Annotated in this window: 18 protein-coding genes; 6 read left to right on the forward strand and 12 right to left on the reverse strand. The window is 68.1% G+C overall.

Annotated features, from left to right (window positions below; translation table 11 throughout):
* Positions 1-21: 21 nt before the first annotated feature.
* The 5 genes from C5B96_RS06460 to C5B96_RS06480 all read right to left on the reverse strand — a co-directional run bounded on the left by C5B96_RS06460 (position 22) and on the right by C5B96_RS06480 (position 6,079).
* On the reverse strand, positions 22-876 hold the full coding sequence (locus C5B96_RS06460; RefSeq protein WP_104244122.1) for a type 1 glutamine amidotransferase: 855 nt from the start codon (positions 874-876) through the stop codon (positions 22-24).
* The gene (locus tag C5B96_RS06465) at positions 873-2,156 is read right to left on the reverse strand and encodes a MurT ligase domain-containing protein (protein WP_104244124.1); all 1,284 of its coding nucleotides are present in this window, start codon (positions 2,154-2,156) and stop codon (positions 873-875) included. Before C5B96_RS06465 ends, C5B96_RS06460 begins: the two co-directional genes overlap by 4 nt.
* 4 nt (positions 2,157-2,160) lie before the next feature.
* Positions 2,161-3,555: an RNA polymerase sigma factor gene (locus C5B96_RS06470; RefSeq protein ID WP_104244126.1), complete on the reverse strand. Its 1,395-nt coding sequence runs from the start codon at positions 3,553-3,555 to the stop codon at positions 2,161-2,163.
* A gap of 214 nt (positions 3,556-3,769) precedes the next feature.
* Complete coding sequence (locus tag C5B96_RS06475) at positions 3,770-5,083, reverse strand: nitrate/nitrite transporter (protein WP_104244128.1); 1,314 nt, start codon at positions 5,081-5,083, stop codon at positions 3,770-3,772.
* Between the two features lie 60 nt (positions 5,084-5,143).
* A complete protein-coding gene (locus C5B96_RS06480) occupies positions 5,144-6,079 on the reverse strand; it encodes a proteasome assembly chaperone family protein (protein WP_104244130.1) in 936 nt (311 codons plus the stop codon).
* 137 nt (positions 6,080-6,216) lie between these two features.
* Between C5B96_RS06480 and C5B96_RS06485 the strand changes: the two genes are divergently transcribed.
* The 3 genes from C5B96_RS06485 to sucB all read left to right on the forward strand — a co-directional run bounded on the left by C5B96_RS06485 (position 6,217) and on the right by sucB (position 10,934).
* Positions 6,217-7,740 (forward strand): leucyl aminopeptidase, encoded by a 1,524-nt coding sequence (locus C5B96_RS06485; protein ID WP_104244132.1) that lies wholly within the window; start codon positions 6,217-6,219, stop codon positions 7,738-7,740.
* Between the two features lie 80 nt (positions 7,741-7,820).
* Positions 7,821-9,215, forward strand: a complete 1,395-nt coding sequence (gene lpdA / locus C5B96_RS06490) for a dihydrolipoyl dehydrogenase (RefSeq protein ID WP_199176569.1) — start codon at positions 7,821-7,823, stop codon at positions 9,213-9,215.
* Between the two features lie 165 nt (positions 9,216-9,380).
* Positions 9,381-10,934, forward strand: a complete 1,554-nt coding sequence (gene sucB / locus C5B96_RS06495; protein ID WP_104244136.1) for a 2-oxoglutarate dehydrogenase, E2 component, dihydrolipoamide succinyltransferase — start codon at positions 9,381-9,383, stop codon at positions 10,932-10,934.
* 53 nt (positions 10,935-10,987) lie between these two features.
* Here the strand turns inward: sucB and C5B96_RS06500 are convergent, their stop codons facing one another.
* Positions 10,988-12,853, reverse strand: a complete 1,866-nt coding sequence (locus tag C5B96_RS06500; protein ID WP_104244138.1) for a hypothetical protein — start codon at positions 12,851-12,853, stop codon at positions 10,988-10,990.
* Between the two features lie 303 nt (positions 12,854-13,156).
* Here C5B96_RS06500 and C5B96_RS06505 point away from each other — a divergent pair, with 303 nt between their 5' ends.
* Positions 13,157-13,879: a DUF4191 domain-containing protein gene (locus C5B96_RS06505; protein WP_104244140.1), complete on the forward strand. Its 723-nt coding sequence runs from the start codon at positions 13,157-13,159 to the stop codon at positions 13,877-13,879.
* A 97-nt stretch (positions 13,880-13,976) separates the two neighbouring features.
* Here the strand turns inward: C5B96_RS06505 and C5B96_RS06510 are convergent, their stop codons facing one another.
* Positions 13,977-14,402 carry an RDD family protein gene (locus C5B96_RS06510; protein WP_104244142.1) on the reverse strand — a complete coding sequence of 142 codons (426 nt, stop codon included), beginning with the start codon at positions 14,400-14,402 and terminating at the stop codon, positions 13,977-13,979.
* Positions 14,403-14,563: 161 nt separating this feature from the next.
* On the opposite strand from C5B96_RS06510, the gene glnA (C5B96_RS06515) reads away from it, so the two are divergent.
* Together glnA (C5B96_RS06515) and C5B96_RS17340 are read left to right on the forward strand one after the other, a co-directional pair.
* Positions 14,564-15,988, forward strand: coding sequence for a type I glutamate--ammonia ligase (glnA, locus tag C5B96_RS06515; RefSeq protein WP_104244144.1), 1,425 nt, complete (start codon positions 14,564-14,566; stop codon positions 15,986-15,988).
* A gap of 215 nt (positions 15,989-16,203) precedes the next feature.
* Entirely contained in the window at positions 16,204-16,347 is a 144-nt protein-coding gene (locus tag C5B96_RS17340) for a hypothetical protein (RefSeq protein ID WP_158507132.1), read from the forward strand.
* 38 nt (positions 16,348-16,385) lie between these two features.
* On the opposite strand, the gene C5B96_RS06525 is transcribed toward C5B96_RS17340, so the two are convergent.
* The 5 genes from C5B96_RS06525 to glnA (C5B96_RS06545) form a co-directional block, all read right to left on the reverse strand.
* Positions 16,386-16,592: a hypothetical protein gene (locus C5B96_RS06525; RefSeq protein WP_104244148.1), complete on the reverse strand. Its 207-nt coding sequence runs from the start codon at positions 16,590-16,592 to the stop codon at positions 16,386-16,388.
* 72 nt (positions 16,593-16,664) lie between these two features.
* Positions 16,665-17,171: a DUF1877 family protein gene (locus C5B96_RS06530; protein WP_104244150.1), complete on the reverse strand. Its 507-nt coding sequence runs from the start codon at positions 17,169-17,171 to the stop codon at positions 16,665-16,667.
* A 15-nt stretch (positions 17,172-17,186) separates the two neighbouring features.
* Positions 17,187-18,359, reverse strand: coding sequence for a heavy metal-binding domain-containing protein (locus C5B96_RS06535; RefSeq protein ID WP_104244152.1), 1,173 nt, complete (start codon positions 18,357-18,359; stop codon positions 17,187-17,189).
* A 40-nt stretch (positions 18,360-18,399) separates the two neighbouring features.
* Positions 18,400-21,441, reverse strand: coding sequence for a bifunctional [glutamine synthetase] adenylyltransferase/[glutamine synthetase]-adenylyl-L-tyrosine phosphorylase (locus C5B96_RS06540; protein ID WP_104244154.1), 3,042 nt, complete (start codon positions 21,439-21,441; stop codon positions 18,400-18,402).
* Positions 21,442-21,451: 10 nt separating this feature from the next.
* Positions 21,452-22,789: a type I glutamate--ammonia ligase gene (gene glnA / locus C5B96_RS06545; RefSeq protein WP_104244156.1), complete on the reverse strand. Its 1,338-nt coding sequence runs from the start codon at positions 22,787-22,789 to the stop codon at positions 21,452-21,454.
* Between the last annotated feature and the right edge of the window lie 54 nt (positions 22,790-22,843).

Below are 22,843 nucleotides of genomic sequence, written 5' to 3' on the forward strand. Positions count from 1 at the left end.
ATGCTGGTGCGGGGGGTGGGGTTACTCGGAGAGGGGGGCGGCGGCGATCGTGGCGCGGGCGTTGGCCGCGCGGCGGTCGATCTCGGCGAGGGAGGCGGGAGCCGCCGGCAGGGTCTCACCGCGACGCTTCAGCGCAGCCGCGAGCAGCCAGTCGGCCAGCGCCGGGTTGTTCGCGAGAACCGGCCCGTGCAGGTGGGTTCCCACCAGGTTGCCGACCCAGTAGCCCTCGACCCGGGCATCCGGAGCCACCCGGACGGTGCCCTCAGCGGTCGCGCCCGAGGCCGCGATCGCCGCTGCACCTGCCGTCGCGCCCGCACCGGTCGCCGCGACGTTGCCGCGCCCGTAGACCACCCGGCCGACAGGCGCCGCGTCACGGATGTCGATGTACGACCCGCGGTTCTCGAAACCGACGAGGGTGCCGAGCACCGGCGACTCGACGACGAAGTCGCCGACCACGCGCTCACCGGCGACCACGGTGCTGACCGGGAAGACGCCGGCACCCGTGAGCACCGTGCCCTCCGCGAGCGTCACCGTCTCGCCGAGCAGCTGAAAGCCGGCTCCGACCGCGAGGAAGGGCACTCCGTGCTGCGCCAGCGCCCGCAGAGGGGGCGCGACGACGCTCAGCCACGGGTGCGTCTCGAGCTGCGCCGAAACGGGGCCGCTGCCGATGAAGACCAGGTCCACCGCCGCGGGCAGGGAGTCGCCGTCTTCGTAGCGCTTCACGTTCACGCTGAGCCCCCGGGCTTCGGCCCGGTGCACGAGGATGTCGACGTTGCCGTTCTCCCCGTTCATGCCGAGCGTGCGCGGGAACAGGTGCAGGATGTTCAGTCGCTCTGCGGCCGGGTGGGCCGAGAGCACGTCTGACCGGTCGCTCATGCCTGCCCTCCCCCCTCGAGGTCTTTGAACCCGAGGATCTTGCGGATGCCCATCATCTGCTCGTAGTTCAGGATCATCGTCTTGCGGCCCTTCGTCGGCTTCGGCAGCGCGAGGAACTGCCGCACGGCGGCCCGCACGTCGAGATCCACCGTGCCGACCGGGATGCCGGCGTAACCGAGGCGAACCGCGAACTGCCAGGCCTTCGAACCGGTGATGACGTCGACGTGCGACAGGTTCGACAGGTCGATGTCGTAGATCCACGACGGATCGGGGGTGCCTTCGTCGATCGCCATGAAGACCTGCTCCGGCTCGGCCTCGAGCGAGTCGAGGTTCAGCTGCAGGCTCGCCGGGTTCTTCATCATGATGATCTCGATGCTCTCCCCGCCGACCTGCAGCAGTTCACCGCGGCCGTACACGGTCGAGAGACCGCCGAGGGCCGAGGCGACGCGCTCGGGCTGGAAGTCGCTGCCGAGAATGGATCGGGCCGTCGCGGCGGCGCCCGCGGCATCCAGAGCGTAGTGCAGCCCCCGCGCGGGCAACCGCACCTCGACCTGATGGCCGTCGATGCTCAGAACCGCGCTGGAGTCGCCGAGGGAGACGACCGTGACTGAGGCCTCGCGCTCCCCGGCGCCGGCGTGCGAGCTGCCGAAACGGTCGGCCGATGCGACACCGTGCGCGGCACCGGCGATGAGCTCGGGCGAGGCGCCGAAGAACGACACGGCGCGAGACCCCGGAATACGCTGGTCGAGGTCGACCAGATGGTTGTCGTCGCGGTTCAGGATGAGCGCGTCGGTCGACGTCATGGCGACCTCTTCGAGCATGCGCACGACCCTGTCGGGCTCGTGGTACCGGTTCAGCTGGTCGATCTGGATGTTCAGGAGCAGCACTGTTCGCGGCTGCAGCAGCTTCGCGATCTTCGGGCCGTAGCCCTCGTCGACCTCGAGGATCGCAATGTCGGCGTCGAGCTTGCCCGAGAGCGAGACGCTCGACAGCACCGAGGAGGCGATACCCTGCGGCAGGTTGCCGCCGGACGGGTTCGTGAAGACCTTCAGCCCGTGCTCGCGGAGGATCGCCGCCAGCATGTTCGTGGTCGTCGACTTGCCGTTGGAGCCCGACACGGCCACGACGCCGCGCGGAATGGCGGCGATCGTGTTCTGGAGGAACCGCGGCGAGATGTTCAGCGCCACCGTTCCGGGAATCGCAGAACCGCCCCCGCGCAGACGCGCGGCGACTCGTACAGCGCGGCCGACTGCGACGGCAGCGCTGGTGCGAACGCCCACCGGTCTACTCGAGGTAGTCGCGCAGCGACTGCGACCGCGACGGGTGCCGGAGCTTGGCCATGGTCTTCGACTCGATCTGACGGATGCGCTCGCGCGTCACACCGAACGTGTCGCCGATCTGGTCGAGGGTCTTCGGCATTCCGTCGCCGAGGCCGAAGCGCATGCGGATCACGCCGGCCTCCCGCTCGGAGAGCGAGTCGAGCAGCGACTCCAGCTGCTTCTGCAGCATGGTGAAACCGACGGCGTCGGCGGGAACGACCGCCTCGGTGTCTTCGATCAGGTCGCCGAACTCGCTGTCACCGTCTTCACCCAGTGGAGTGTGCAGTGAGATGGGCTCGCGGCCGTACTTCTGTACCTCGACGACCTTCTCGGGTGTCATGTCGAGTTCGCGGCTCAGCTCTTCGGGCGTGGGCTCGCGACCGAGGTCCTGCAGCATCTGTCGCTGCACGCGGGCGAGCTTGTTGATGACCTCGACCATGTGCACCGGGATGCGGATAGTGCGGGCCTGGTCGGCCATGGCACGCGTGATCGCCTGCCTGATCCACCAGGTGGCGTAGGTGCTGAACTTGAAGCCCTTGGTGTAGTCGAACTTCTCGACGGCACGGATGAGGCCGAGGTTGCCCTCCTGGATCAGGTCGAGGAACTGCATGCCGCGACCGGTGTAGCGCTTCGCCAGGCTGACGACCAGGCGCAGGTTGGCGCCGAGCAGGTGGCTCTTGGCGCGCTGGCCGTCTTTGGCGACCCACTGCAGCTCGCGCTTGACCTGCGGGGTGAGGTTGTCGGCGTTCGCCAGCTTGTCTTCGGCGAACAGGCCCGCCTCGATGCGCATGGCGAGCTCGACCTCCTCGGCAGCGTTCAGCAGGGCGACCTTGCCGATCTGCTTCAGGTAGTCCTTGACGGGGTCGGCTGTCGCGCCGGTGATGGCGCTCGAGTAGACCGGAACGTCGTCATCGTCGTCGACGATCGAGAGCACGAGGGCGCCCGAGGGCAGCGTCTCTGCGCCGGCCGGGGCCTTGGTCTCCTCGTCTGTGTCGTCGTCGGTCGCGACGGCCTCGGGGTCGACGACGACCACGGCGGCCACGACGTCGTCGGTGTCGTCGCCGCTGGTCTCGTCGGTGCTCGAGTCGTCGGTGTCGACCTCTGTCACGTCATCGATGTCGACGACGTCTTCTTCGTCGGACTCGGGGCCGGCCTTCGCCTTGCTGGCGGTCGCCTTGCCCTTGGCGGCGGTCTTGGTCGCCGTGCCGGCGGGCGCCTTGGCGCCGGCGGCGGTCTTCGCGGCGGCGGCAGCCTTGGCGGCAGCAGCCTTCGTCGGAGCCTTGGCGGCGGGGGTCTTGGTCGCGGATGCGGGAGTCTTCGTGGCAGCGGCGGTGGCCGCGGGAGCCTTCGTGGTGGCCATACTGATCACCTTTCACACTGGAGGAGGTAACGGGAGGAACCGAACGGCACCCCCGCGCCAATGTCAACCAGAGTTGTTTTTTGACATTACTAAGACCCATGTCAAGTGCCGGGTTTTTGCGTGGCCGACGTACAGGCCACCCCAACACAAGAACGGGTCTCTGGTGACAATTATTGCACGGATTGCGAACCTTGGCTGACAAGTGGCGCTCTTGTCAAGTCCGCTTTCTGGTCCATGCTGCAGAGAGTGCAACCCACAGGGGGCCGACCGATATTCCCTCGTCCTCCTCCAGCTGCAGTCGCGCCCGGCGTCGTGCGTTCAGCAGGAACAGCACTCCGATGCCGATCACGACGTACTGAACGGCGAACGCGACGCGAAAGGCGCTGACGTCGTAGAGGTTGGCGCTCCACCCGGCGCTGTGCAGGGCATCCAGAATCACCCCGATGAGAAAGAGCATCACGAAGCTCGCCGTGAACCCGCCCACGTTCACCACGCCGTTCGCCGACCCGAGCGTCTGCGGGGGGTTGAAGGTGCGGGCGAAGTCGAACCCGATCAGCGAGCCGGGGCCGCCCGCTCCCATCGCAACGACCAGCAGCACGATCAGCCAGAGCGGTGGAGTGCCCGGCCAGACGAGCACCGCCGTCCACACGACGCCCAGCATGACCACGATGCCGAGCACCAGGTTCGAGCGGCGCATCGGGAACCGCGCCGTGAGCAGCCCGAGGATCGGTCCCGAGATGAGACCGACCACGACGATGACCACGAGCAGCCCCGAGGCGAGCGTCGGGCTGTACCCGAGGGCCGAGACCATGAACGGAAAACCCCAGAACAGGGCGAAGACCGTTCCCGACGACTGGGTCACGAAGTGCGACCAGAAGCCCAACTGTGTGCCCGGTCGCCGCAGGGTCGGGCCGAGGCGCTTCAACACCGCCGCGAGCGTGGGCGTCTCGATCGCCGCGACCCCGGCCGGCCGGTCGCTCAACACGATCAGGCTCAGGATGAACGCCAGCAGCGCCACGGAGGCCGCCGAGGTGAACGCGACCGACCAGCCGGCGGAGTGCAGCACGATCGCGAACGGAACGGCGCTCAGAATCTGCCCGATCGCCCCGAGGTTGCCCATCCACTGCGACAGCTGAGGCACGATGCGACCCGAGAACCACGAGTTCACGAGCCGGATGACCGAGATGAAGATCGCCGAGTCGCCGGCGCCGACCAGCACGCGGCCGAGGATGGCCGGACCGATGTCGGTCGAGAACGCGAGAGTGAGCTGGCCGACCACCATAATGGCCGTGCCGGCGACCACCAGGGCCTTCGGCCCGATCCGGTCGATCAGGATGCCGTTCGGAATCTGCAGTGCGGCGTACACGATCAACTGGACGACGGCCAGACTCGACAGAACAGCCGCCGACGCGTCGAACCGTTCGGCCGCAGAGACGCCGGCGACCCCGAGGGTGCTCCGTTCGAGCACGGCGGAGACATAGGCCACGGCGGCCACGGCGAAGACGAACCACGACCGCTTTGAGTTCACCCACCAAGTTTACCGGCGGGGCGGGAGGGGCGCGTCTCAGCCGGCCCTCCCCGTTTGCCGCTACAGCCCGACGAAACCGGGACCCGAGTCATCGCCCCGGCGCTTGATCGCGAGAAAGTTCTCGAGCTCGGCGGCGATCTCGTCGGCCGACGGCAGCTCGCCGTCTTCATCGGTGAGCGGCGACCGCAGGCCGGCGTTCTCCATATAGCTGTCGTGCCGCTCTTCGAGGGTGCCGACGAGCTTCTCGAGTTCGGTGTTCGACTTCACCTGCTGGTCGATCTTCGTCAGGAACTCCCGACCCTCTTCGCGCAGCCGGTCAGTCGGAAAGATCAACCCGGTCGCCGCACTGATGCTCTCGAGGGAGGCGACCGCGGCCAGCGGGTACTCCGTGTCTGCGAGGTAGTGCGGGATGAGCAGAACGAACCCCGCGACCGGGTGCCCGAGCTGCTGCAGCCGATACTCGACGAGGTGCAGGGCGTTGGCCGGCACCTGCGTGTGCGGCCGCCAGACCGACATCGCATCGGTCAGCTCGACACGGTTGCCGCTCACGGTCACACTGATCGGCCGCGTGTGCGGAACGGGCATCGGAATGGCGTGCACCCACGTCGTGGTCTTCACCTGGAAGCGATCGACAAGGCCGAGCACGGCCGCCGTGAACTGCTCCCAGCGGAAGTCGGGCTCGAAGCCGTGCAGGAACAGGAACTGCTGCCCGATCTCGTCGCTGACGAGAAAGAGACGGAGGGTCTGCGGCTGGTAGTCGGTGAGGTGGTCCTGGTCGAAGTCGACGATCGGCCGGCGAGCCCGGTAGTCGAGCAGGGTGTCGGCGTCGAACTCGGCGACCACACGGTTGTTGAGCGTGTCGAGCACGTAGTCGCCGAACTGGCTGACGGCCGCCCCCGCGTCTGTGAAGCCCGTGAGGGCGGCCACGAGCGGCAGGCCCTCCGGGATCATGCCGACCTCGTCTGCCAATTCGAACAACTCAGTCGGATCCTTCATGTTTCCACTCTAATCAGCTTGCCGCCCGGCTGGCCCGGGTGGCGTCCGCCCGTGGCGAACGTTCCCCCGGCACAGCGGGAAGGCAGGCCCGGGCGGCCCGCCTCGCACTGCACATCGGCGTAGCTAGGGTTAAGCACATGAGTCTTCCGAGTATTTCCGTCAGCCCCCAGCCCGCCGCAGAGATCGACGCCGACGCCCTCGTGCTCGCCGCCGCGAGTGTCGACGATCGTGTGGTGATCCTCGGCGACGATGCCGTGCCCCACGAGGCGCGATCCGCGCTCGAAGCCCAGTTCGAGGGCCTCGGGTTCGGCGGCAAGAAAGACGAGGTGCAGCGCATCGGGTCGGTCGCCGGCATCCATTCGCCCATCGTGATCGTCGTCGGGCTCGGCCAGCAGGAGGCGACTCCGGATGCCCTCCGGTACGCCGCAGGTGCCGCAACGCGCCGGGCGCGGGGCTTCGAGACGGTCGCGCTCGGTCTGCCCGTCACGAGCGCTGCGGATGCTCGGGCCGTGCTGGAGGGCGCAGCCATGGGTGCCTACGACTACACCGAGTACCGGGCCTCGTCGCTCGAGGGCCGCCCGGTCGCTGCCTCATCGCTCGTGCTGGGCGCATCCGGAACCGCCTCTGTCTCGACCGACGACCTCGAGGCGGCCGTCGCGGCCGCCCTCGAGACCGCCCGGGCCGTCGCGCTCGTGCGCGACCTGGTCAACGCCTCGCCCCTCGATCTGTACCCGGCGTCGCTCGTTGAGCGAGCGCAGGCCGCGGCGGAAGGCCTCCCGGTGACGCTGAAGGTGTGGGAGGTGCCGGAGCTCGAGGCAGACGGGTTCGGCGGCATCCTCGGTGTCGGGCAGGGTTCGACCCGGCCGCCCCGCCTGATGCGCGTCTCGTACGAGCCCGAGGGAGCATCCCAGCACCTGGCCCTCGTCGGCAAGGGCATCACGTTCGACTCGGGCGGACTCTCGCTGAAGCCGGCCGCCTCGATGATCGGCATGAAGAACGACATGACCGGGGCCGCCACCGTTCTGGCCGTCGCCCTCGCCGCCGCTGCTCTCGCTCTGCCCCTGCGGGTCACAGCCTGGCTCTGCATCGCGGAGAACATGCCGTCGGGGTCGGCGATCCGGCCGGGCGACGTGCTGACGATCCACGGAGGGAAGACGGTGGAGGTGCTGAACACCGATGCGGAGGGTCGCCTGGTGCTCGCCGACGGGCTCGTCGCCGCCAGCGAGGAGCAGCCGGATGCGATCATCGACGTCGCCACCCTCACCGGCGCCCAGGTGACGGCCCTCGGCAACCGGTACGTCGGAGTGATGGGCTCGAACGAACTGGTCGCGTCGGTACTGGCGTCGGCGGCGGGCACGGCGGAGACGCTCTGGCACATGCCGATGCCTGCAGAGCTCCGACCCCTGCTCAACTCGGACATCGCCGACCTGCAGAACATCAAGCCCGGCAACACCGCAGGCGGCATGCTGATCGCGGCAATCTTCCTGCGGGAGTTCGTGGGGCAGACCGCAGACGGCAGCGGGCCGATCCCGTGGGCGCATCTCGACATCGCGGGGCCGGCCGTGAACGGCGGCGACGGGTACGGCTTCACCGGGAAAGGCCCCACGGGAGTGGCCGTTCGCACCCTCATCGACCTGGCAGAACGGATGTCGGGGAAGTGAGTCGTAGTAGGCTCGGAAGGGCGAAAAAATAACTCGCCGTCAAGACACCTGCGCAGCTGCGGGTGCAGTCACCATGCTCGATGCATAAGGGAGTCTCTCAAGTGTCGGAAACCAATTTTGACATCGTCGTTCTCGGCGGGGGAAGCGGTGGCTACGCTGCTGCCCTCCGAGCCGTTCAGCTCGGCTTCACCGTCGCACTGATCGAGAAGGACAAACTCGGCGGCACGTGCCTGCACCGCGGGTGCATCCCGACGAAGGCGCTGCTGCACTCGGCCGAGGTCGCCGATGTGTCGCGCGAGTCGGCCAAGTACGGCGTCAACACGACGTTCCAGGGCATCGACATCGCCGCGGTCACCGCCTACCGCGAAGGCATCGTCTCCAGCAAGTTCAAGGGCCTCGAGGGGCTCATCAAGGCGCGCAAGATCACGGTCGTGCGCGGCGAGGGCAAGCTCGTCGCCCCGAAGACGGTGCAGGTCGGCGACGATCTCTACACCGGCAAGAACATGATCCTCGCGACGGGCTCGTACTCGCGCACGCTCCCCGGCCTCGAGATCGGCGGGCGCGTCATCACGAGCGAGACCGCTCTGGCCCTCGACTACATCCCGAAGAAGGTCGCCATCCTCGGCGGTGGCGTCATCGGCGTCGAGTTCGCCAGCGTGTGGAAGTCGTTCGGCGCCGACGTGTCGATCATCGAGGCGCTCCCCCACCTCGTTCCGAACGAGGAGGAGTCGATCTCGAAGCAGTTCGAGCGCGCGTACCGCAAGCGCGGCATCGAGTTCTCGCTCGGCATCCGGTTCCAGAGCGTCACGCAGAACGACCAGGGAGTCGTCGTCACGCTCGAGAACGGTGCGACCGTCGAGGCCGACATCCTTCTCGTCGCCGTCGGCCGTGGCCCGTCGACCGCCGGGCTCGGCTTCGAAGAGGCCGGCATCACCATCGACCGCGGCTTCGTCATCACGAACGAGCGGCTCCAGACCAACGTCGAGGGCGTCTACGCGGTCGGCGACATCGTGCCCGGCCTGCAGCTGGCCCACCGCGGCTTCCAGCAGGGCATCTTCGTCGCCGAGGAGATCGCGGGCCTGAAGCCGCAGATCGTCGAAGACGTGAACATTCCGAAGGTGACCTACTCCGACCCGGAGGTCGCCTCCGTCGGCTACACCGAGGCGAAGGCTGCCGAGAAGTACGGCGTCGACAAGATCTCCTCCTACGACTACAACCTCGCCGGCAACGGCAAGAGCCACATCATCGGCACCTCGGGGTCGGTCAAGGTGGTGCGGGTGAACGACGGCCCTGTCGTCGGGATCCACATGATCGGCGCCCGCGTCGGTGAGCTCATCGGTGAAGGCCAGCTGATCGTCAACTGGGAGGCCTACCCCGAAGACGTCGCCTCGCTCGTTCACGCGCACCCGACGCAGAACGAGGCCCTCGGTGAGGCCCACCTCGCTCTGGCCGGCAAGCCCCTGCACGCCATGTAGTACCGGAGGTCCGCTGCCCGATCGGGCGACGGGCCTCCACCGGTCGGCGCGCATCCTGCGATGTGCCCGACCGGGCTTCACCCTGCGAGGGGGCTGCCAGCCTAAACTCGTATCGACACACTGAAAATGCAGACAGAATCTGTTTTTCGAAGAGGAGACAAACTGATGAGCGAATCCGTCAACCTTCCGGCACTCGGCGAGAGTGTAACCGAGGGAACGGTGACCCGCTGGCTCAAGAACGTGGGCGACCGCGTCGAAGTCGACGAGCCCCTACTCGAGGTATCGACAGACAAGGTCGACACGGAGATCCCCTCCCCCATCGCCGGTGTGATCGAGCAGATTCTGGTTCAGGAAGACGAAACCGTCGAGGTCGGTACGCCCCTCGTGACGATCGGCGACGGATCGGGTGCCGGCGCAGCCGAGCCCGAGGCGCCCGCCGCTGAGAGTGCGCCCGCCGAGGCCGCACCTGCTGAGGCTGCACCCGCTGAGACCGTGCCCGACGCTCCCGTGCAGGCGTCGACCGACGCCGCCGCCCCCGCGGCTCCGGCCGCCTCGGCAGAGATCCCCTCGTCGGATGCTCCGACCGAGGCCGAGGCGCCCGCCCCGGCACCCGCAGCGCCGGCCGCTCCCCCGGCACCCGCCCAGGCTGCAGCCGCCGCCTCGACGTCGGAACCGATGCCCGCCGCTCCGGCCGCGCCGTCTGCTCCCACGTCGACCCCCGCTGCCGCCGCCGCCCCGGCCCCGGCCGCTGCTGCAGCTCCGGCTGCCAGCTCGGCCCCTGCCGCCGATGCGGGCAGCAACGCCGGCTACGTGACACCCCTCGTTCGCAAGCTCGCCAATGACAACGACATCGACCTGAGCACGGTGACCGGCTCGGGTGTCGGCGGCCGCATCCGCAAGGAAGACGTGCTCGCCGCTGTCGAGGCCAAGCCCGCCGACGGTGCGACCAGTGCGGCCGCGGCTCCTGCCGCAGCTGCCGCGCCCGTGAAGCTCGAGACCTCGCCCCTCCGCGGAACCACGGTTCCGATGTCGAGGCTCCGCAAGGTCGTCGCCGAGCGCGCCGTCATCTCCATGCAGACGAGCGCCCAGCTCACCTCCGTCGTCGAGGTCGATGTGACGAAGGTCGCCGCCTTCCGCGACTCGGTCAAGGGCGAATTTGCCGAGAAGACCGGCACGAAGCTGTCGTTCCTCCCGTTCTTCGCCATGGCCGCCGCCGAGGCGCTCAAGGCGTACCCGATCGTCAACGCGACCATCGACGGCGACTCGATCGTCTACCCCGACCACGAGAACATCAGCATCGCGGTCGACACCGAGCGCGGCCTGCTCACGCCCGTCGTGCGGAACGCCGGCGAACTCGACCTCGCGGGTCTCGCCAAGGAGATCGCCGACCTGGCAGCCCGTACCCGTGACAACAAGCTGAAGCCCGACGAGCTCGGCGGCGGAACGTTCACGCTCACCAACACCGGTTCGCGTGGCGCCCTCTTCGACACCCCGATCGTCTTCCTCCCGCAGGTCGCGATCCTCGGCACCGGCATCGTCGCGAAGAAGCCCGTCGTCGTGACGGTCGACGGCTCCGACGCCATCGCCATCCGCTCGACGGTCTACCTGGCGCTCAGCTACGACCACCGCATCGTCGATGGTGCAGACGCTGCTCGCTTCCTCGTCGCGGTGAAGAACCGCCTCGAAGACGGCAACTTCGCCGCCGACCTCGGCATCTAGGCCGGCAGGCGCGCCGCTACTCGCGGCGCCGCCGGCCGCTCTCAGGGTCACTGCTACCCCTCGAAGATCGCCCTGATTCGCCAACCGGCCTCGCCCTTCACCAGAAGGAGCGAGGCCGGTTCTCGTTGTGCGGCCTTCGCCTTGTCGCTCAGCGCGGCGTCGGCCGCCACGGCGCTCGGACCAGCTGCCGCTGCGGCGCCCGAACCAGCCGCCGCGCCAGCGCTCTTCGTGGATGCAGACCCCGCGCCGACCTCTGCTCCGCTTGGCTCCGCGGCCATTGGTGACGCAGTGCCCTCCCCCGACGAGGCGTCGGTCTCCGTCGTCTCCAGCAGCGCAGTAGCGCCAACGGTCTGCACGAGTCGCAGCGCGGCCCCGGCGACATCCGCGCCGGCGGTTGAGCCAGGGGTCGCGATGCGGGCGTTGATGGCGGCGCTGTCTGCGGAGATCACAGCCGACCCAGGCTGATCGGCTCCGTCGAGGCACGGTACCGACAACGCGGCAAGGCAGCGCGCCCGAACAGCCAGCAGCGCCACCCCGGCGGCCACGGGGTCGGAGCCGGTAACGGCGGCGCGATCGACCTCGCTCTCGGCAGCAGCTGCTGGCCCGCTGTCCTGCCGACCCATGCTGCCAGGCCGGGCCACTGTTGCGACCGGCGACATGATGTCGGACGAGGTCGCATCCTCCGCTCCGACGTCCCGCGTCTTGGTGCCTCCTGGCGGGGAGTCACTAGGTGCGACGATGCCCGGTGCGTTGTTACCCGGGGTCTCGCGGGACCCGACCGCAGGCGGGGCGGGCGGGGAGGCGGTCGACGTGGAGCCGCGCGCGCCGACCGCGGGTGGTGTGGACTCGGCAGGCGTCGAGGCAGAGGGCGCAGTGTCCGCGGGTGCGGAGCCAATGGGCGCGGCGCCTGCGGGCGAAGTGTCCGCGCGCACAGTATTGGCGGGCGCAGTGACGGCGGGCGGGGCCGTTTGGCTCGGGGCTGCTGGTTGCCCGCGACCGGGAGGGGCGTCGGGCGCATCGACACGCTGGGGTTCGGCGGATGTCGGGGGAAGTGCGAACGTCGCACCGGCGACGGCACAGCCTGCGACGAGAACGGCGACGAGGACGGTTCGCGGCTTGGGGCCTCGTCGGGCGCGGCCGGCGGGCGTGTCACCGCTGGCACCGGTCGCCCAGCCACGCAGCGCGGCGGCACGCTGGACGATGGCGCGTCGCGACCATGCGAAGAACACTCGAAGACGCACACGAAGGCGTCGTGCCTGCAGGTCGTCGCGCTCCAGTTCGTTCACGTCGTCCGTGACAGCAGCCAAGACAGCGGCACGCTGCGCACCCCAGTCGAACTCCGGCTCGTGCGGGCCAGCCCCGGAACTGTCTGCACGACCGGCTTCGGCGCTGGCTCCGGGGCGAGCCTCGGAGGCGAACGGCGACGCCGCCGCCTGGGCAGTGTGCCCATCGGCAGCATGAGCTGGCAGAGGCTCGCCGAGATTGATGGGCAGCGGGGAGGCCAGGGCGAAGAGGGCCGCCTCGCACTCGCGCACGAAGGGTTCGCGGCGGCCCCGTTCCAGCCGTGCCAGCTCCGCAGCGAGAAACGCTGGAGAGCGCGGCGCCACAGCAGTCCGGTCCGCGAGGCCCGCGCGGTCGAGTGTTGCCCTGGCCAGCGTGACGAAGGCGCGATAGTCGTCGACCATGGCCGCGCGGAAGGTCGGTGCCCGCGTCTCGCCGCGGCGGTGCTCGACGCATCCCTGCCAGTCGGCGAAGGTCGGTCGGCCGCCTGGGTCGAAGACCACGGCCTCGAGCGACACGCGGCCATGGGTGCAGTCGAGCGCGTGCAGGTCGTCGAGGGTCTGCAGCAGGGGCACCAACACGGTGACGGCTTCACCCAGCTCGAGTCGACGCCGAGCGAGAAGCGCCGCAAGCGTCACGCCGACGGTTCCAGGGCTGGCGGGAGCCGAAGCCACCCCAGACGCCGAAGACGGCGGAGACGCATCAGACGCCACAGAAGACACAGCCGACGAAAGCCGCGACGACACGGATGCGCGAGTCAGGGCAGAGGGGCGGAAAGGGGCGGGAGCAGGTCGGGTCATGACCACAGCGTGCCTCCGTGAGGGCGCTGCCGAGCATCCAGAACCGGGATCTGTGGAGAGTTCGCCCAGAGCACCACAGGTGGAGGAGGAGACCGGCCCTGAAGAGCATCCAGTGTCGGTGCGACTCGGTACCATAGAGCTATGGCACGCAGTAATGAGAAGGCTCCGAAGGCTCCCAAGAAGCCGAAGGAAGACGGTCGCATCAAGCAGATGTGGCAGGTCTTCCAGATGACCCGTCGGTACGACAAGAACATCGTGCTGCTGCTGGTCCTCAGCATCCTCGTGCCTGTGGCCATCGGCCTCGTGCTCGCCCTGCTGCTGAGCGAAGGCAACGGTTTCGTCATTGCCATGTGGGTCGTCGCGGGGCTGCTCGCGGGCATCCTGATCGCCCTCATCGTGCTCGGGCGACGTGCCGAAGCAGCCGCCTACGGGCAGATCGCCGGCCAGCCCGGTGCCGTGGGCGCCGTGCTCCGCAGTTCGCTGAAGCGCAGCTGGCGCGGCAGCGAGATGCCGGTTGCCGTGAACGGCAAGACTCAGGATGCCGTCTACCGCGCCGTGGGGCGCGGCGGTGTCGTTCTCATAAGCGAAGGCCCCAAGTCGCGCACAACGCGCATGCTCGAGGACGAGCGCCGCAAGGTTCTGCGCGTGCTGCCGAACGTTCCCGTGACATTCCTCTACGTGGGTCCCGACGACGATTCGGTTCCGCTGCACAAGGTGCCGGCGCGACTGAACCGCATCAAGCCGAACCTCACCAAGCCCGAGGTGCTGGCCGTCAGCAACCGGCTCACCTCGCTCGGCGCGGGCAACCTGCCGATCCCCAAGGGTGTCGACCCGATGAAGGCGCGTCCGCAGCGCGGGCGCTGACCCGCACCGCCACTTCCGCAGCGCGGGCGCTGACCCGCACCGCCACTCCCGAACCGCGGCGCGCTGACACGTACCGGCAGAACCCAAGCGGGGCGGCCTAGCGGCGAACGAGCACCGTTCCCGCGAAGACATCGTGCAGTCCGCGCTGGTCGGAATCCCAGATCAGGGCGGGAATGGTCAGCACCAGCAACCCCGTGCGGATGATGGGGCGCCACCAGCCCGCGAAGGTGCCGTCGACCTTGACCAGCCGGAGGCCCAGGATCAGGTGGCCGAATCCGCTGCCCGTGAAGGCGAGCAAAATGACCTGCTCGATGATGAAGATGATCGTGGCGGCCCAGGGGTTGCCGAAGAAGAACGCCGCGTACACGACGAAACAGACCGCCCAGTCGATGAGCAGGGCGAAGATTCGACGGCCGGGCCGGGCGACCGAGCCGCGCCCCTCCTCGGGGAAGCCGAGCCGCTCACCGGGCCAGACGCTCGGTGCGGCGCCGGACCATCGGGCAGGGGGCTTCGTGTTCGACACCCGACGATTCTAGGTGAGACACCTGCGGCCTTCCTGCGCGTAACAAGCCGGAAACAATGGCGACACGGCCGAGTAATGGCCGCCCTGTACCCTGACGGAGGTTGTACCAACAGCCCGAACGTACAAAGCCATTCAGTACCAAGCCATTTGGAGTCTCTCAAATGTTCAGCGATTCTTCCGAGGTGCTCAAGTTCATCAAGGACACCGACGTCAAGTTCCTTGATATCCGCTTCACCGACCTTCCCGGCGTGCAGCAGCACTTCAACATCCCTGCCTCAACTGTTGACGAGGACTTCTTCTCCGTCGGCCAGATGTTCGACGGCTCGTCGATCCGTGGGTTCGCGTCGATCCACGAGTCCGACATGCAGCTCATCCCCGATGTCTCGACGGCATACATCGACCCCTTCCGCGTCGAGCGCACCCTGATCGTCATCTTCGACATCTACAACCCGCGGAACGGCGAGATCTACTCGCGCGACCCGCGCCAGGTTGCCAAGAAGGCCGAGAAGTACCTCGCCTCGACGGGTATCGCCGACACAGCGTTCTTCGCCCCCGAGGCCGAGTTCTACATCTTCGACGATGTGCGCTACGAAGTGAAGCAGAACAAGAGCTTCTACTCGGTCGACTCCAGCGAGGGCGCCTGGAACTCGGGCCGCGAAGAAGAGGGTGGCAACCTCGCCAACAAGACTCCCTTCAAGGGCGGCTACTTCCCGGTCAGCCCCGTCGACCAGCACGCTGACCTCCGCGACGACATCTCGCTGAAGCTCATCGACTCCGGCCTCATCCTCGAGCGCGCCCACCATGAGGTCGGCACCGCCGGCCAGGGCGAGATCAACTACCGCTTCGACACCATGGTGCACGCGGCAGACGACATCCTCAAGTTCAAGTACATCGTGAAGAACACGGCCAGCCAGTGGGGCAAGACCGCCACGTTCATGCCGAAGCCGCTTTTCGGTGACAACGGATCGGGCATGCACACCCACCAGTCACTCTGGAACGACGGTTCGCCCCTGTTCTACGACGAGGCCGGCTACGGCGGGCTCAGCGACATCGCGCGCTGGTACATCGGCGGCCTGCTGAAGCACGCCCCCGCAGTGCTCGCCTTCACGAACCCGACAGTCAACTCGTACCACCGTCTGGTGCCCGGCTTCGAGGCTCCGGTGAACCTGGTGTACTCGGCCGGCAACCGTTCGGCGTCGATCCGTATCCCGATCACGGGAACGAACCCGAAGGCGAAGCGCATCGAGTTCCGTGCTCCGGATGCCTCGGGCAACCCGTACCTCGCATTCGCCGCGCAGCTCATGGCGGGCCTCGACGGCATCCAGAACCGTATCGAGCCGCACGAGCCCGTCGACAAGGACCTCTACGAGCTGCCGCCCGAGGAAGCGAAGAACATCCCCCAGGTTCCCGCATCGCTCGGCGAGGCCCTGCTGGCCCTCGAAGCCGACAACGAGTTCCTCACCAAGGGAGGCGTCTTCACGCCCGACCTGATCGAGACCTGGATCGAGTACAAGCGCGAGAACGAGATCAAGCCGATCGCGCAGCGCCCGCACCCGTTCGAGTTCGAGCTCTACTACGGCGTCTAGTCGTCGCACCACCTCGGCAGGGCCGCGCTTCTTCTTCGAGGCGCGGCCCTTCCTTGTGAGTGCGGTCTGAACCTCAGGCCCCACTCTTCGAAGATTCTCAGCCGTGTCACCCGAATGGGGGGTGTCGATGACCTAGGCTGGATGTGTCCGGGTACGGCATCCGGTCCGCACTCGCAGGTGCGCGCGGGCCGCGGGCGGCCATCGAAGGGGTCTTCATGTCGTCGAGCAGCAACGGGCACAGAATCCGGCTGAAGGGTTCGTTCTGGCGCAGCCAGACCTGGGTCGCGCTACAGATCGGTGGGCTCCTGGTCGGCGCCGGTATCGCGCTGACACTCGTACTGCTGGCGCTCCGCCGCTGACTCGCCCGCCGCTGACTCCCCCGCCGCTGGCAGGCGACTCAGCTGAGCACCCGCCGGGCGACGACCGGGCTCAGGATGCTCTGCCGACGGGCCTGGAACTCCCGTTCCGAGAGCTCCCCTTCTCGACGGAGTCGGCCGAGTTCGTGCAGGTCGTCATCGATGGCACGGAGATGCGACCGTTCCGCTGCTGCCGCCAGCGCCCGCTGGGCGCGGCGCTGGGCCTTGAGAAGTCGGGAAGCTTTCACAAGAGAGTGTTTCGGAGCCCTCCGAAAGTCGGTTTGCACCCATCAACAAACTTTTCGAAACCGTTTCCGCCGTCAACCGATCTCGACGATGATGTTCATCTCGTGCAGCACGGCGCCGCGGAAGAAAGCTTCCAGTGTCGTCAACTCCTCTGCGCACTGAGCCAGTAACTGCTGGATCGCGTCGGTGGACCAGTGCGCTCCCGGGTAGATCGCCGCCTGTCTGAACTCCTCCACGGTGCGTCTGGCCAGCAGGCCGGGCACGTCCTGCTGCTCGAGAGCGCCCACGATTGCCCTCAGTCGTTCTGTAGTCGTATACGCGACGAAGCTGACATCCGATCCGAGCAGACGCCCCTCACCCGTGATCGCTTCGCTCAACGCATCGCCGTGTCGTGCATGGCGAGCCGATACCCCGGTCAGGAGAAAATGAACACCGTCCCACGCCGTACCGATATCCAATTCGGGTACGTTTTCGCCCTCTGATAAGTCGAAGACGCGGTCCTCGATCTGACTCAGAGGCAGCGATCTGATGTCAACCAGCTCGGCATCGCTGACCTGCGTGTAGATCCCGTAGAGGCCCACAGTGCGCGCGCCCGATCACTGCTGGTTCTGCGTCAGCGTCACCCCGTACGACGCCTCCGCGCTGTTGAAGAAGGTGTCGCGGTCGCGCACGATCGCCTGGGGCGGCAGTTGCTCCGAGCGCGTCGTCGCAGTCGTCGAGCGTGCGACGGCCGTGCCGATCGCCAGGAACTCGATGAGCCCACCGCCGAGGTCGTAGACGTACGTCTTGATGCCGATCACATCGTCGGCGCCGACCGCGGTGGCCTGCTGCTGCACCTTGGCGAGCGACTCCTCCCTGGCGCCGTAAATCAGCTGAGTGAGCTCGCTGATCTCCCCCTTCACCAGGTTCTTGAAGGCCGACGTGATGCCCCCCACGAATCCGAGGGAGTAGACCGATGTGCCCATCACGAGTTTGAGCGGCACGTAGCCGATGCGCGCGAGACTCCACATCTCTTCGGCCGTGAGATCGCTCGTCACCACCCCGATCGCCTCGACGAGCGGGTCGCGGTTGTCGTGCCGCGAGGCCGTGCCCACCATGAGCATCTCCTGCACGGCGGTGCCACCGAAGGGCAGGATGTTCGTGGTGATCCCGACGACCGCGTTGGCGCCGACCGACTGCGCCTCCCCCACGATGCGCTGCAGGGCGAGGTTTCGCGTGTGCGAGAAGAGGTCGCTGTATTCCTTCACCTCTCCGCGGGCGAGCTGCCGGAAGGCGCCGGTGATGCCGCGCCCGACACCGATGGAGTAGGCGACGTTACCCATGACGAACGAGACCGGCTGGTAACCGGCATCCATCTGGCAGAAGAGCTCCTGGCCGTCGCTCGACGTCGTGAACGCGACCGCCGGCACGCCCTCCTTCTGGTGAACCGTCGAGGCGACCGACAGGAACTCGATGTTCTGGGCGTGGAAGATGAGCTCGGTGGTCACGCTGGTCGCCCCGTGGCCCTGGCTCTGCTGCATCTCGCCGATCAGGCGCTGCATCGAGAGGTGACGGCCCTGGGTGATCATCTCGGTGATGGCGGTGACCTCACCCCCGACCATCCCGCGGAACCCCGCGCTCAGCGACCCGAGAAACCCGCGCGAGAAGACGCTGTTGCCGACCAGGAGGTTGCCCGGGTGGTAGCCGAGCAGGTCGATGCAGTACATCTCGTTGCCCGACAGCCCGCTGAGCACGGAGGGTCGCCGGGTGGGTGTCGTCGGGTCTGTCATGGTCGTCCTTCCAGAACGCTCGGAATGAGTGATGCTCAGTCTAGAGCGAACCGTAGAAGTCCCGCTCGAAGACGGCGCGGGACCGACGCGTGACGGCGAGATAGTCCTCTTCGAGGGCGGTGGCCGACCCGGGCGGGTACTCCAGGAGGCGGGCGACACCCTCGAGTTGGCGACGGTCGACGGGCAGCACGTCGCCCGTGCGGTTCGTCCACAGGGTCATCGCCGAGCGCGCCCGCGACGCGAACAGCCAGGCATCACGGAGCTTCGCGGCATCCCGCTCATCGACGAAGCCTGCGGCGACCTCTGCATCGAGCGCGTCGAGCGTCGACGTCGTACGGAAGGAGGGATGCTCGGCTCCGTGCTCGAGCTGCAGCAGTTGCACGTACCATTCCACATCGCTCAGCGACCCGCGCCCGAGCTTGAGGTGCCGTGCAGGGTCGGCTCCCTGCGGCAGCCGCTCCTTCTCGACGCGGGCCTTCAGACGCTTCACCTCGCGCACCGCATTCGCGTCGATGGCCCGGGGGTACCGCACGTCGTCGGCGACCCGCTCGAAGTCGCGCATGAGCGCGGCATCACCCGCGACACCGCGCGCCCGCAGCAGAGCCTGCGCCTCCCAGGTCAGCGACCAGCGCTGGTAGTAGGCCCGGTAGCTGTCGAGCGACCGCACGATGATGCCGTTCTTGCCCTCGGGGCGCAGGTCGATGTCGAGCTCGAGGGGCAGCCGGTGGTCCTCGGTCAGCCGAACGAGTTCGTTCACGATGAACCGGGCCACCGACTGCGCTGTCTCCGGGTCGACGGAGACCGGGCGGTATACGTACATCACGTCGGTGTCGGAGCCGAAGCCGATCTCCCGGCCGCCGTAGCGGCCCATGCCGATCACGGCGAACTCGATGCCGTCCCCTCGGGCGAGCGCCGCGGAACCCCGGATGGCGTCGAGCGTGCCCTGCAGGAAGACCGTGGTGATGTCTGTCAGGCCGCGCGCGATCTGCTGCACCGAGATGAGGCCGAGAATGCCTCCGCAGGCGACCCGCAGCACCTCGCGCCGGCGGGCGGTGCGCAGGGCGGCGGCCACGGCATCCGGCGTGTCGTGCCGCGCGATGATCGCCGCGGTCTCGCCCAGCAGTACCTCGAAGGGCCGGGGCACGAGTTCGTCGTCGTTCTCGAGCCACGCGGCGGCCTCGGGGATGCGTTCGAGCAGCTCGGCCGCGAACCGCGAGCCCGAGAGCACCTGGGTGAGCCGCGCGGCCGCACCCGACGAGTCGCGCAGCATGCGCAAGAACCAGTACGTCTCCCCCAGCGTGTCGCTCAACCGCCGGAAGGCGAGCAGCCCGTAGTCGGGGTCGGCGCCGTTGGCGAACCACTGCAGCATCACGGGCAGCAGGTGGCGCTGGATGGCGGCCCGCCGCGAGACCCCCGCCGTCATGGCGCGAATGTGCCCGAGCGCCCCCTTCGGGTCGAGAAAGCCGATGGCGGCGAGCCGCGCGACGGCCTGTTCGCTCGTGAGGCTGATCTCGTCGGGGCCGAGCGCGGCGACGGCAGCCAGCAGCGGACGATAGAAGAGGCGCTGGTGCAGCGAACGCACCCGCAGTTTGATTCCGTTCCAGATCTCGAGCAGGGCGGGAGCGCTCGGCGCCAGCTCCGTCGCGCGGGCCAGCACGCGCTGGCCGAACTCGTCGCGGGGCACGAGGTGGGTGCGGTGCAGGGCCCTCAGTTGCAGCCGGTGCTCCATCAGGCGCAGAACCCGGTAGTCGCGCCCGAACTCCCTGCTCTCGACCCGGCCGATGTAGCCCTGGTCGGCGAGGGCCTCGAGCGCGGGCAGGGTTCCGGCCTGCCGGACCAGGGGGTCGTTCTGGCCGTGCACGAGCTGCAGGAGCTGCACGGTGAACTCGATGTCGCGAAGGCCGCCGGGCCCGAGCTTCAGCTGGTAGTCGACCTCATCGGCGGGAATGTGGTCGGTGACCCGTTCCCTCATCTTCTGCACCGACTCGACGAACCCCTCACGCGAGGCACTCGTCCACACCATCGGGCCGACCGCGGCAACATAGCGTTCGCCGAGCTCACGGTCGCCGGCGAGCGGTCGCGCCTTCAGCAGAGCCTGGAACTCCCAACTCTTCGCCCAGCGCTCGTAGTAGGCCACATGAGAGGCAAGAGAGCGCACCAGGGCACCCGCCTTGCCCTCGGGCCGGAGGTTGGGGTCGACCTCCCAGAGGGCCGGCTCCATCGTCGTCTCCATGATGCCGTGCATGGTCATCATGGCGAGGGCCGTGGCGATGTCGATGGCTCGGGCTGCATCGAGGCCGGCCGCCTCGTCGCCCTCTGCGACGAAGATCACGTCGACATCGCTCACATAGTTCAGTTCGTGAGCGCCCGACTTGCCCATGCCGATGATGGCGAGCCTGGTGGCGGCGACCTCGGCGTGGGTGAAGTTCCAGCGGCTCCGACCGGGGGTGGATGCCCGGCTCCGCGCGCACGCGAGCGACGCGTCGAGGGCGGCCGCGGCCAGGTCGGCGAGCGTGTGTGCGATGGCGTCGACCCCCGCCACCGCATCGGCCTGTTCGAGGTCGAACGCGGTGATCTGCGCCAGCAGCCGGCGGTAGCGGATGCGGAGCAGCGTCCAGTCCGCGTCGGGCGCACCGGCACCGGCGCCGCGCACCCCGGACTCGCCGCCGACGATGGTCGCGAAACCGTCGACCGACGCGACGGCGTTCAGCAGATCATCCTGCAGCTCGCCGGCCGTCGGCAGCCGGTCGATGCGCGAACCGAGGCAGCCGAGCTCTTCGGGGTGCCGGAGGAAGAAGTCGCCGAAGCCGGCCGACGCGCCGAAGACCCGCAGCAGCCGGGTTCGCGACGGTTCGTCGGCGAGCAGGACCACGACCGGGGTCGCCGGCAGGCGCAGAACCCGCACCAGGAAAGTGAGCGCCTGGTCGGGGTCGGCGGTGAGCCGCAGCGAGGCCAGCAGCTCTTCGATGCCGACCGCGCCCAGCTCGCACGCGAGTTCGAGGTCGCGGGTGGCCTGCTCCAGTTCGGAGAAGCCGACCCGCGCCAGCTCGGTGAGGCTCAGAGGGCCCGTGATGCGCGCCATCGGGGCCTCGCTACAGCATCTCCAGGTTGCTCTGCAATTCGAACGGCGTGACCTGGTCGCGGTACGCAGCCCACTCCTGCCGCTTGTTCAGCAGCACGTAGTTGAAGACATGCTCGCCGAGCGTCTCGGCGACGAGCTCGCTCTTCTCCATCTCGCTGATCGCCTGGTCGAGGCTCGCCGGCAGGGCGTTGTAACCCAGTGCGCGGCGCTCGGTGTCGCTGAGGCTCCACACGTTGTCTTCGGCCTCTGCGGGCAACTCGTACCCCTCCTCGATGCCCTTCAGCCCGGCTGCGAGCAGCAGGGAGTAGGCGAGGTACGGGTTCGCCGCCGAGTCGATGGCGCGGTACTCGACCCGCGACGACTGGCCCTTGTTCGGCTTGTAGAGCGGAACGCGCACGAGGGCCGAACGGTTGTTGTGCCCCCAGCAGACGAAGCTCGGCGCTTCGTCGCCGCCCCAGAGGCGCTTGTACGAGTTCACGAACTGGTTGGTGACGGCCGTGATCTCGGGCGCGTGCTTCAGCAGGCCGGCGATGAACTGGCGGCCGATCTTCGACAGCTGGTACTCGGCGCCCGCCTCGAAGAACGCGTTCGAGTCGCCTTCGAAGAGTGACATGTGGGTGTGCATGCCCGATCCCGGATGCCCGGAGAGCGGTTTCGGCATGAAGGTGGCGTAGACGCCCTGCTCGATCGCGACCTCTTTGACCACCGTGCGGAAGGTCATGATGTTGTCGGCGGTCGTCAACGCATCCGCGTAGCGCAGGTCGATCTCGTTCTGGCCGGGGCCGGCCTCGTGGTGGCTGAACTCCACCGAGATGCCGAGGTCTTCGAGCATCCGCACCGACCGGCGACGGAAGTCGTGCGCCGTGCCGCCCGGAACGTTGTCGAAGTAGCCGGCCTTGTCGACCGGCTCGGGGCCGTCTTGCCCGTACTGCGACGACTTCAGCAGGTAGAACTCGATCTCGGGGTGCGTGTAGAAGGAGAAGCCCCTGTCGCCGGCCTTGGCGAGGGTGCGCTTCAGCACGTTGCGCGGGTCGGCGACGGCCGGCTGCCCGTCGGGCGTCGTGATATCGCAGAACATCCGGGCGGTCGGGTCGACCTCGCCCCGCCACGGCAGGATCTGGAAGGTCGTGGGGTCGGGATGCGCGAGCACATCCGCCTCGAACGAGCGCGTCAGGCCCTCGATCGCCGAGCCGTCGAAACCGAGGCCCTCGGCGAACGCGCCCTCGACCTCGGCCGGGGCGATGGCGACGGACTTGAGGGTTCCGACGACGTCGGTGAACCACAGCCGAACGAACTTGACACCGCGTTCTTCAATGGTTCGAAGAACGAAGTCGCGCTGCTTATCCATCGACGGCTGATACCTCTTTCCGGCACGTGTTCTGCCGCTATTAGGCTAGTGGCT

The sequence above is a fragment of the Subtercola sp. Z020 genome, from assembly GCF_002931235.1.
GTDB lineage: Bacteria > Actinomycetota > Actinomycetes > Actinomycetales > Microbacteriaceae > Subtercola.

Coding starts and splice junctions, on each gene's coding strand:
- C5B96_RS06505 (WP_104244140.1), top strand. CDS start 13,157: ATGGCACGCAGTAATGAGAAGGCTCCGAAGGCTCCCAAGAAGCCGAAG.
- C5B96_RS06485 (WP_104244132.1), top strand. CDS start 6,217: ATGAGTCTTCCGAGTATTTCCGTCAGCCCCCAGCCCGCCGCAGAGATC.
- C5B96_RS06460 (WP_104244122.1), bottom strand. CDS start 876: ATGAGCGACCGGTCAGACGTGCTCTCGGCCCACCCGGCCGCAGAGCGA.
- lpdA (WP_199176569.1), top strand. CDS start 7,821: ATGCATAAGGGAGTCTCTCAAGTGTCGGAAACCAATTTTGACATCGTC.
- sucB (WP_104244136.1), top strand. CDS start 9,381: ATGAGCGAATCCGTCAACCTTCCGGCACTCGGCGAGAGTGTAACCGAG.
- C5B96_RS06480 (WP_104244130.1), bottom strand. CDS start 6,079: ATGAAGGATCCGACTGAGTTGTTCGAATTGGCAGACGAGGTCGGCATG.
- C5B96_RS06540 (WP_104244154.1), bottom strand. CDS start 21,441: ATGGCGCGCATCACGGGCCCTCTGAGCCTCACCGAGCTGGCGCGGGTC.
- glnA (WP_104244156.1), bottom strand. CDS start 22,789: ATGGATAAGCAGCGCGACTTCGTTCTTCGAACCATTGAAGAACGCGGT.
- C5B96_RS17340 (WP_158507132.1), top strand. CDS start 16,204: ATGTCGTCGAGCAGCAACGGGCACAGAATCCGGCTGAAGGGTTCGTTC.
- C5B96_RS06535 (WP_104244152.1), bottom strand. CDS start 18,359: ATGACAGACCCGACGACACCCACCCGGCGACCCTCCGTGCTCAGCGGG.
- C5B96_RS06470 (WP_104244126.1), bottom strand. CDS start 3,555: ATGGCCACCACGAAGGCTCCCGCGGCCACCGCCGCTGCCACGAAGACT.
- glnA (WP_104244144.1), top strand. CDS start 14,564: ATGTTCAGCGATTCTTCCGAGGTGCTCAAGTTCATCAAGGACACCGAC.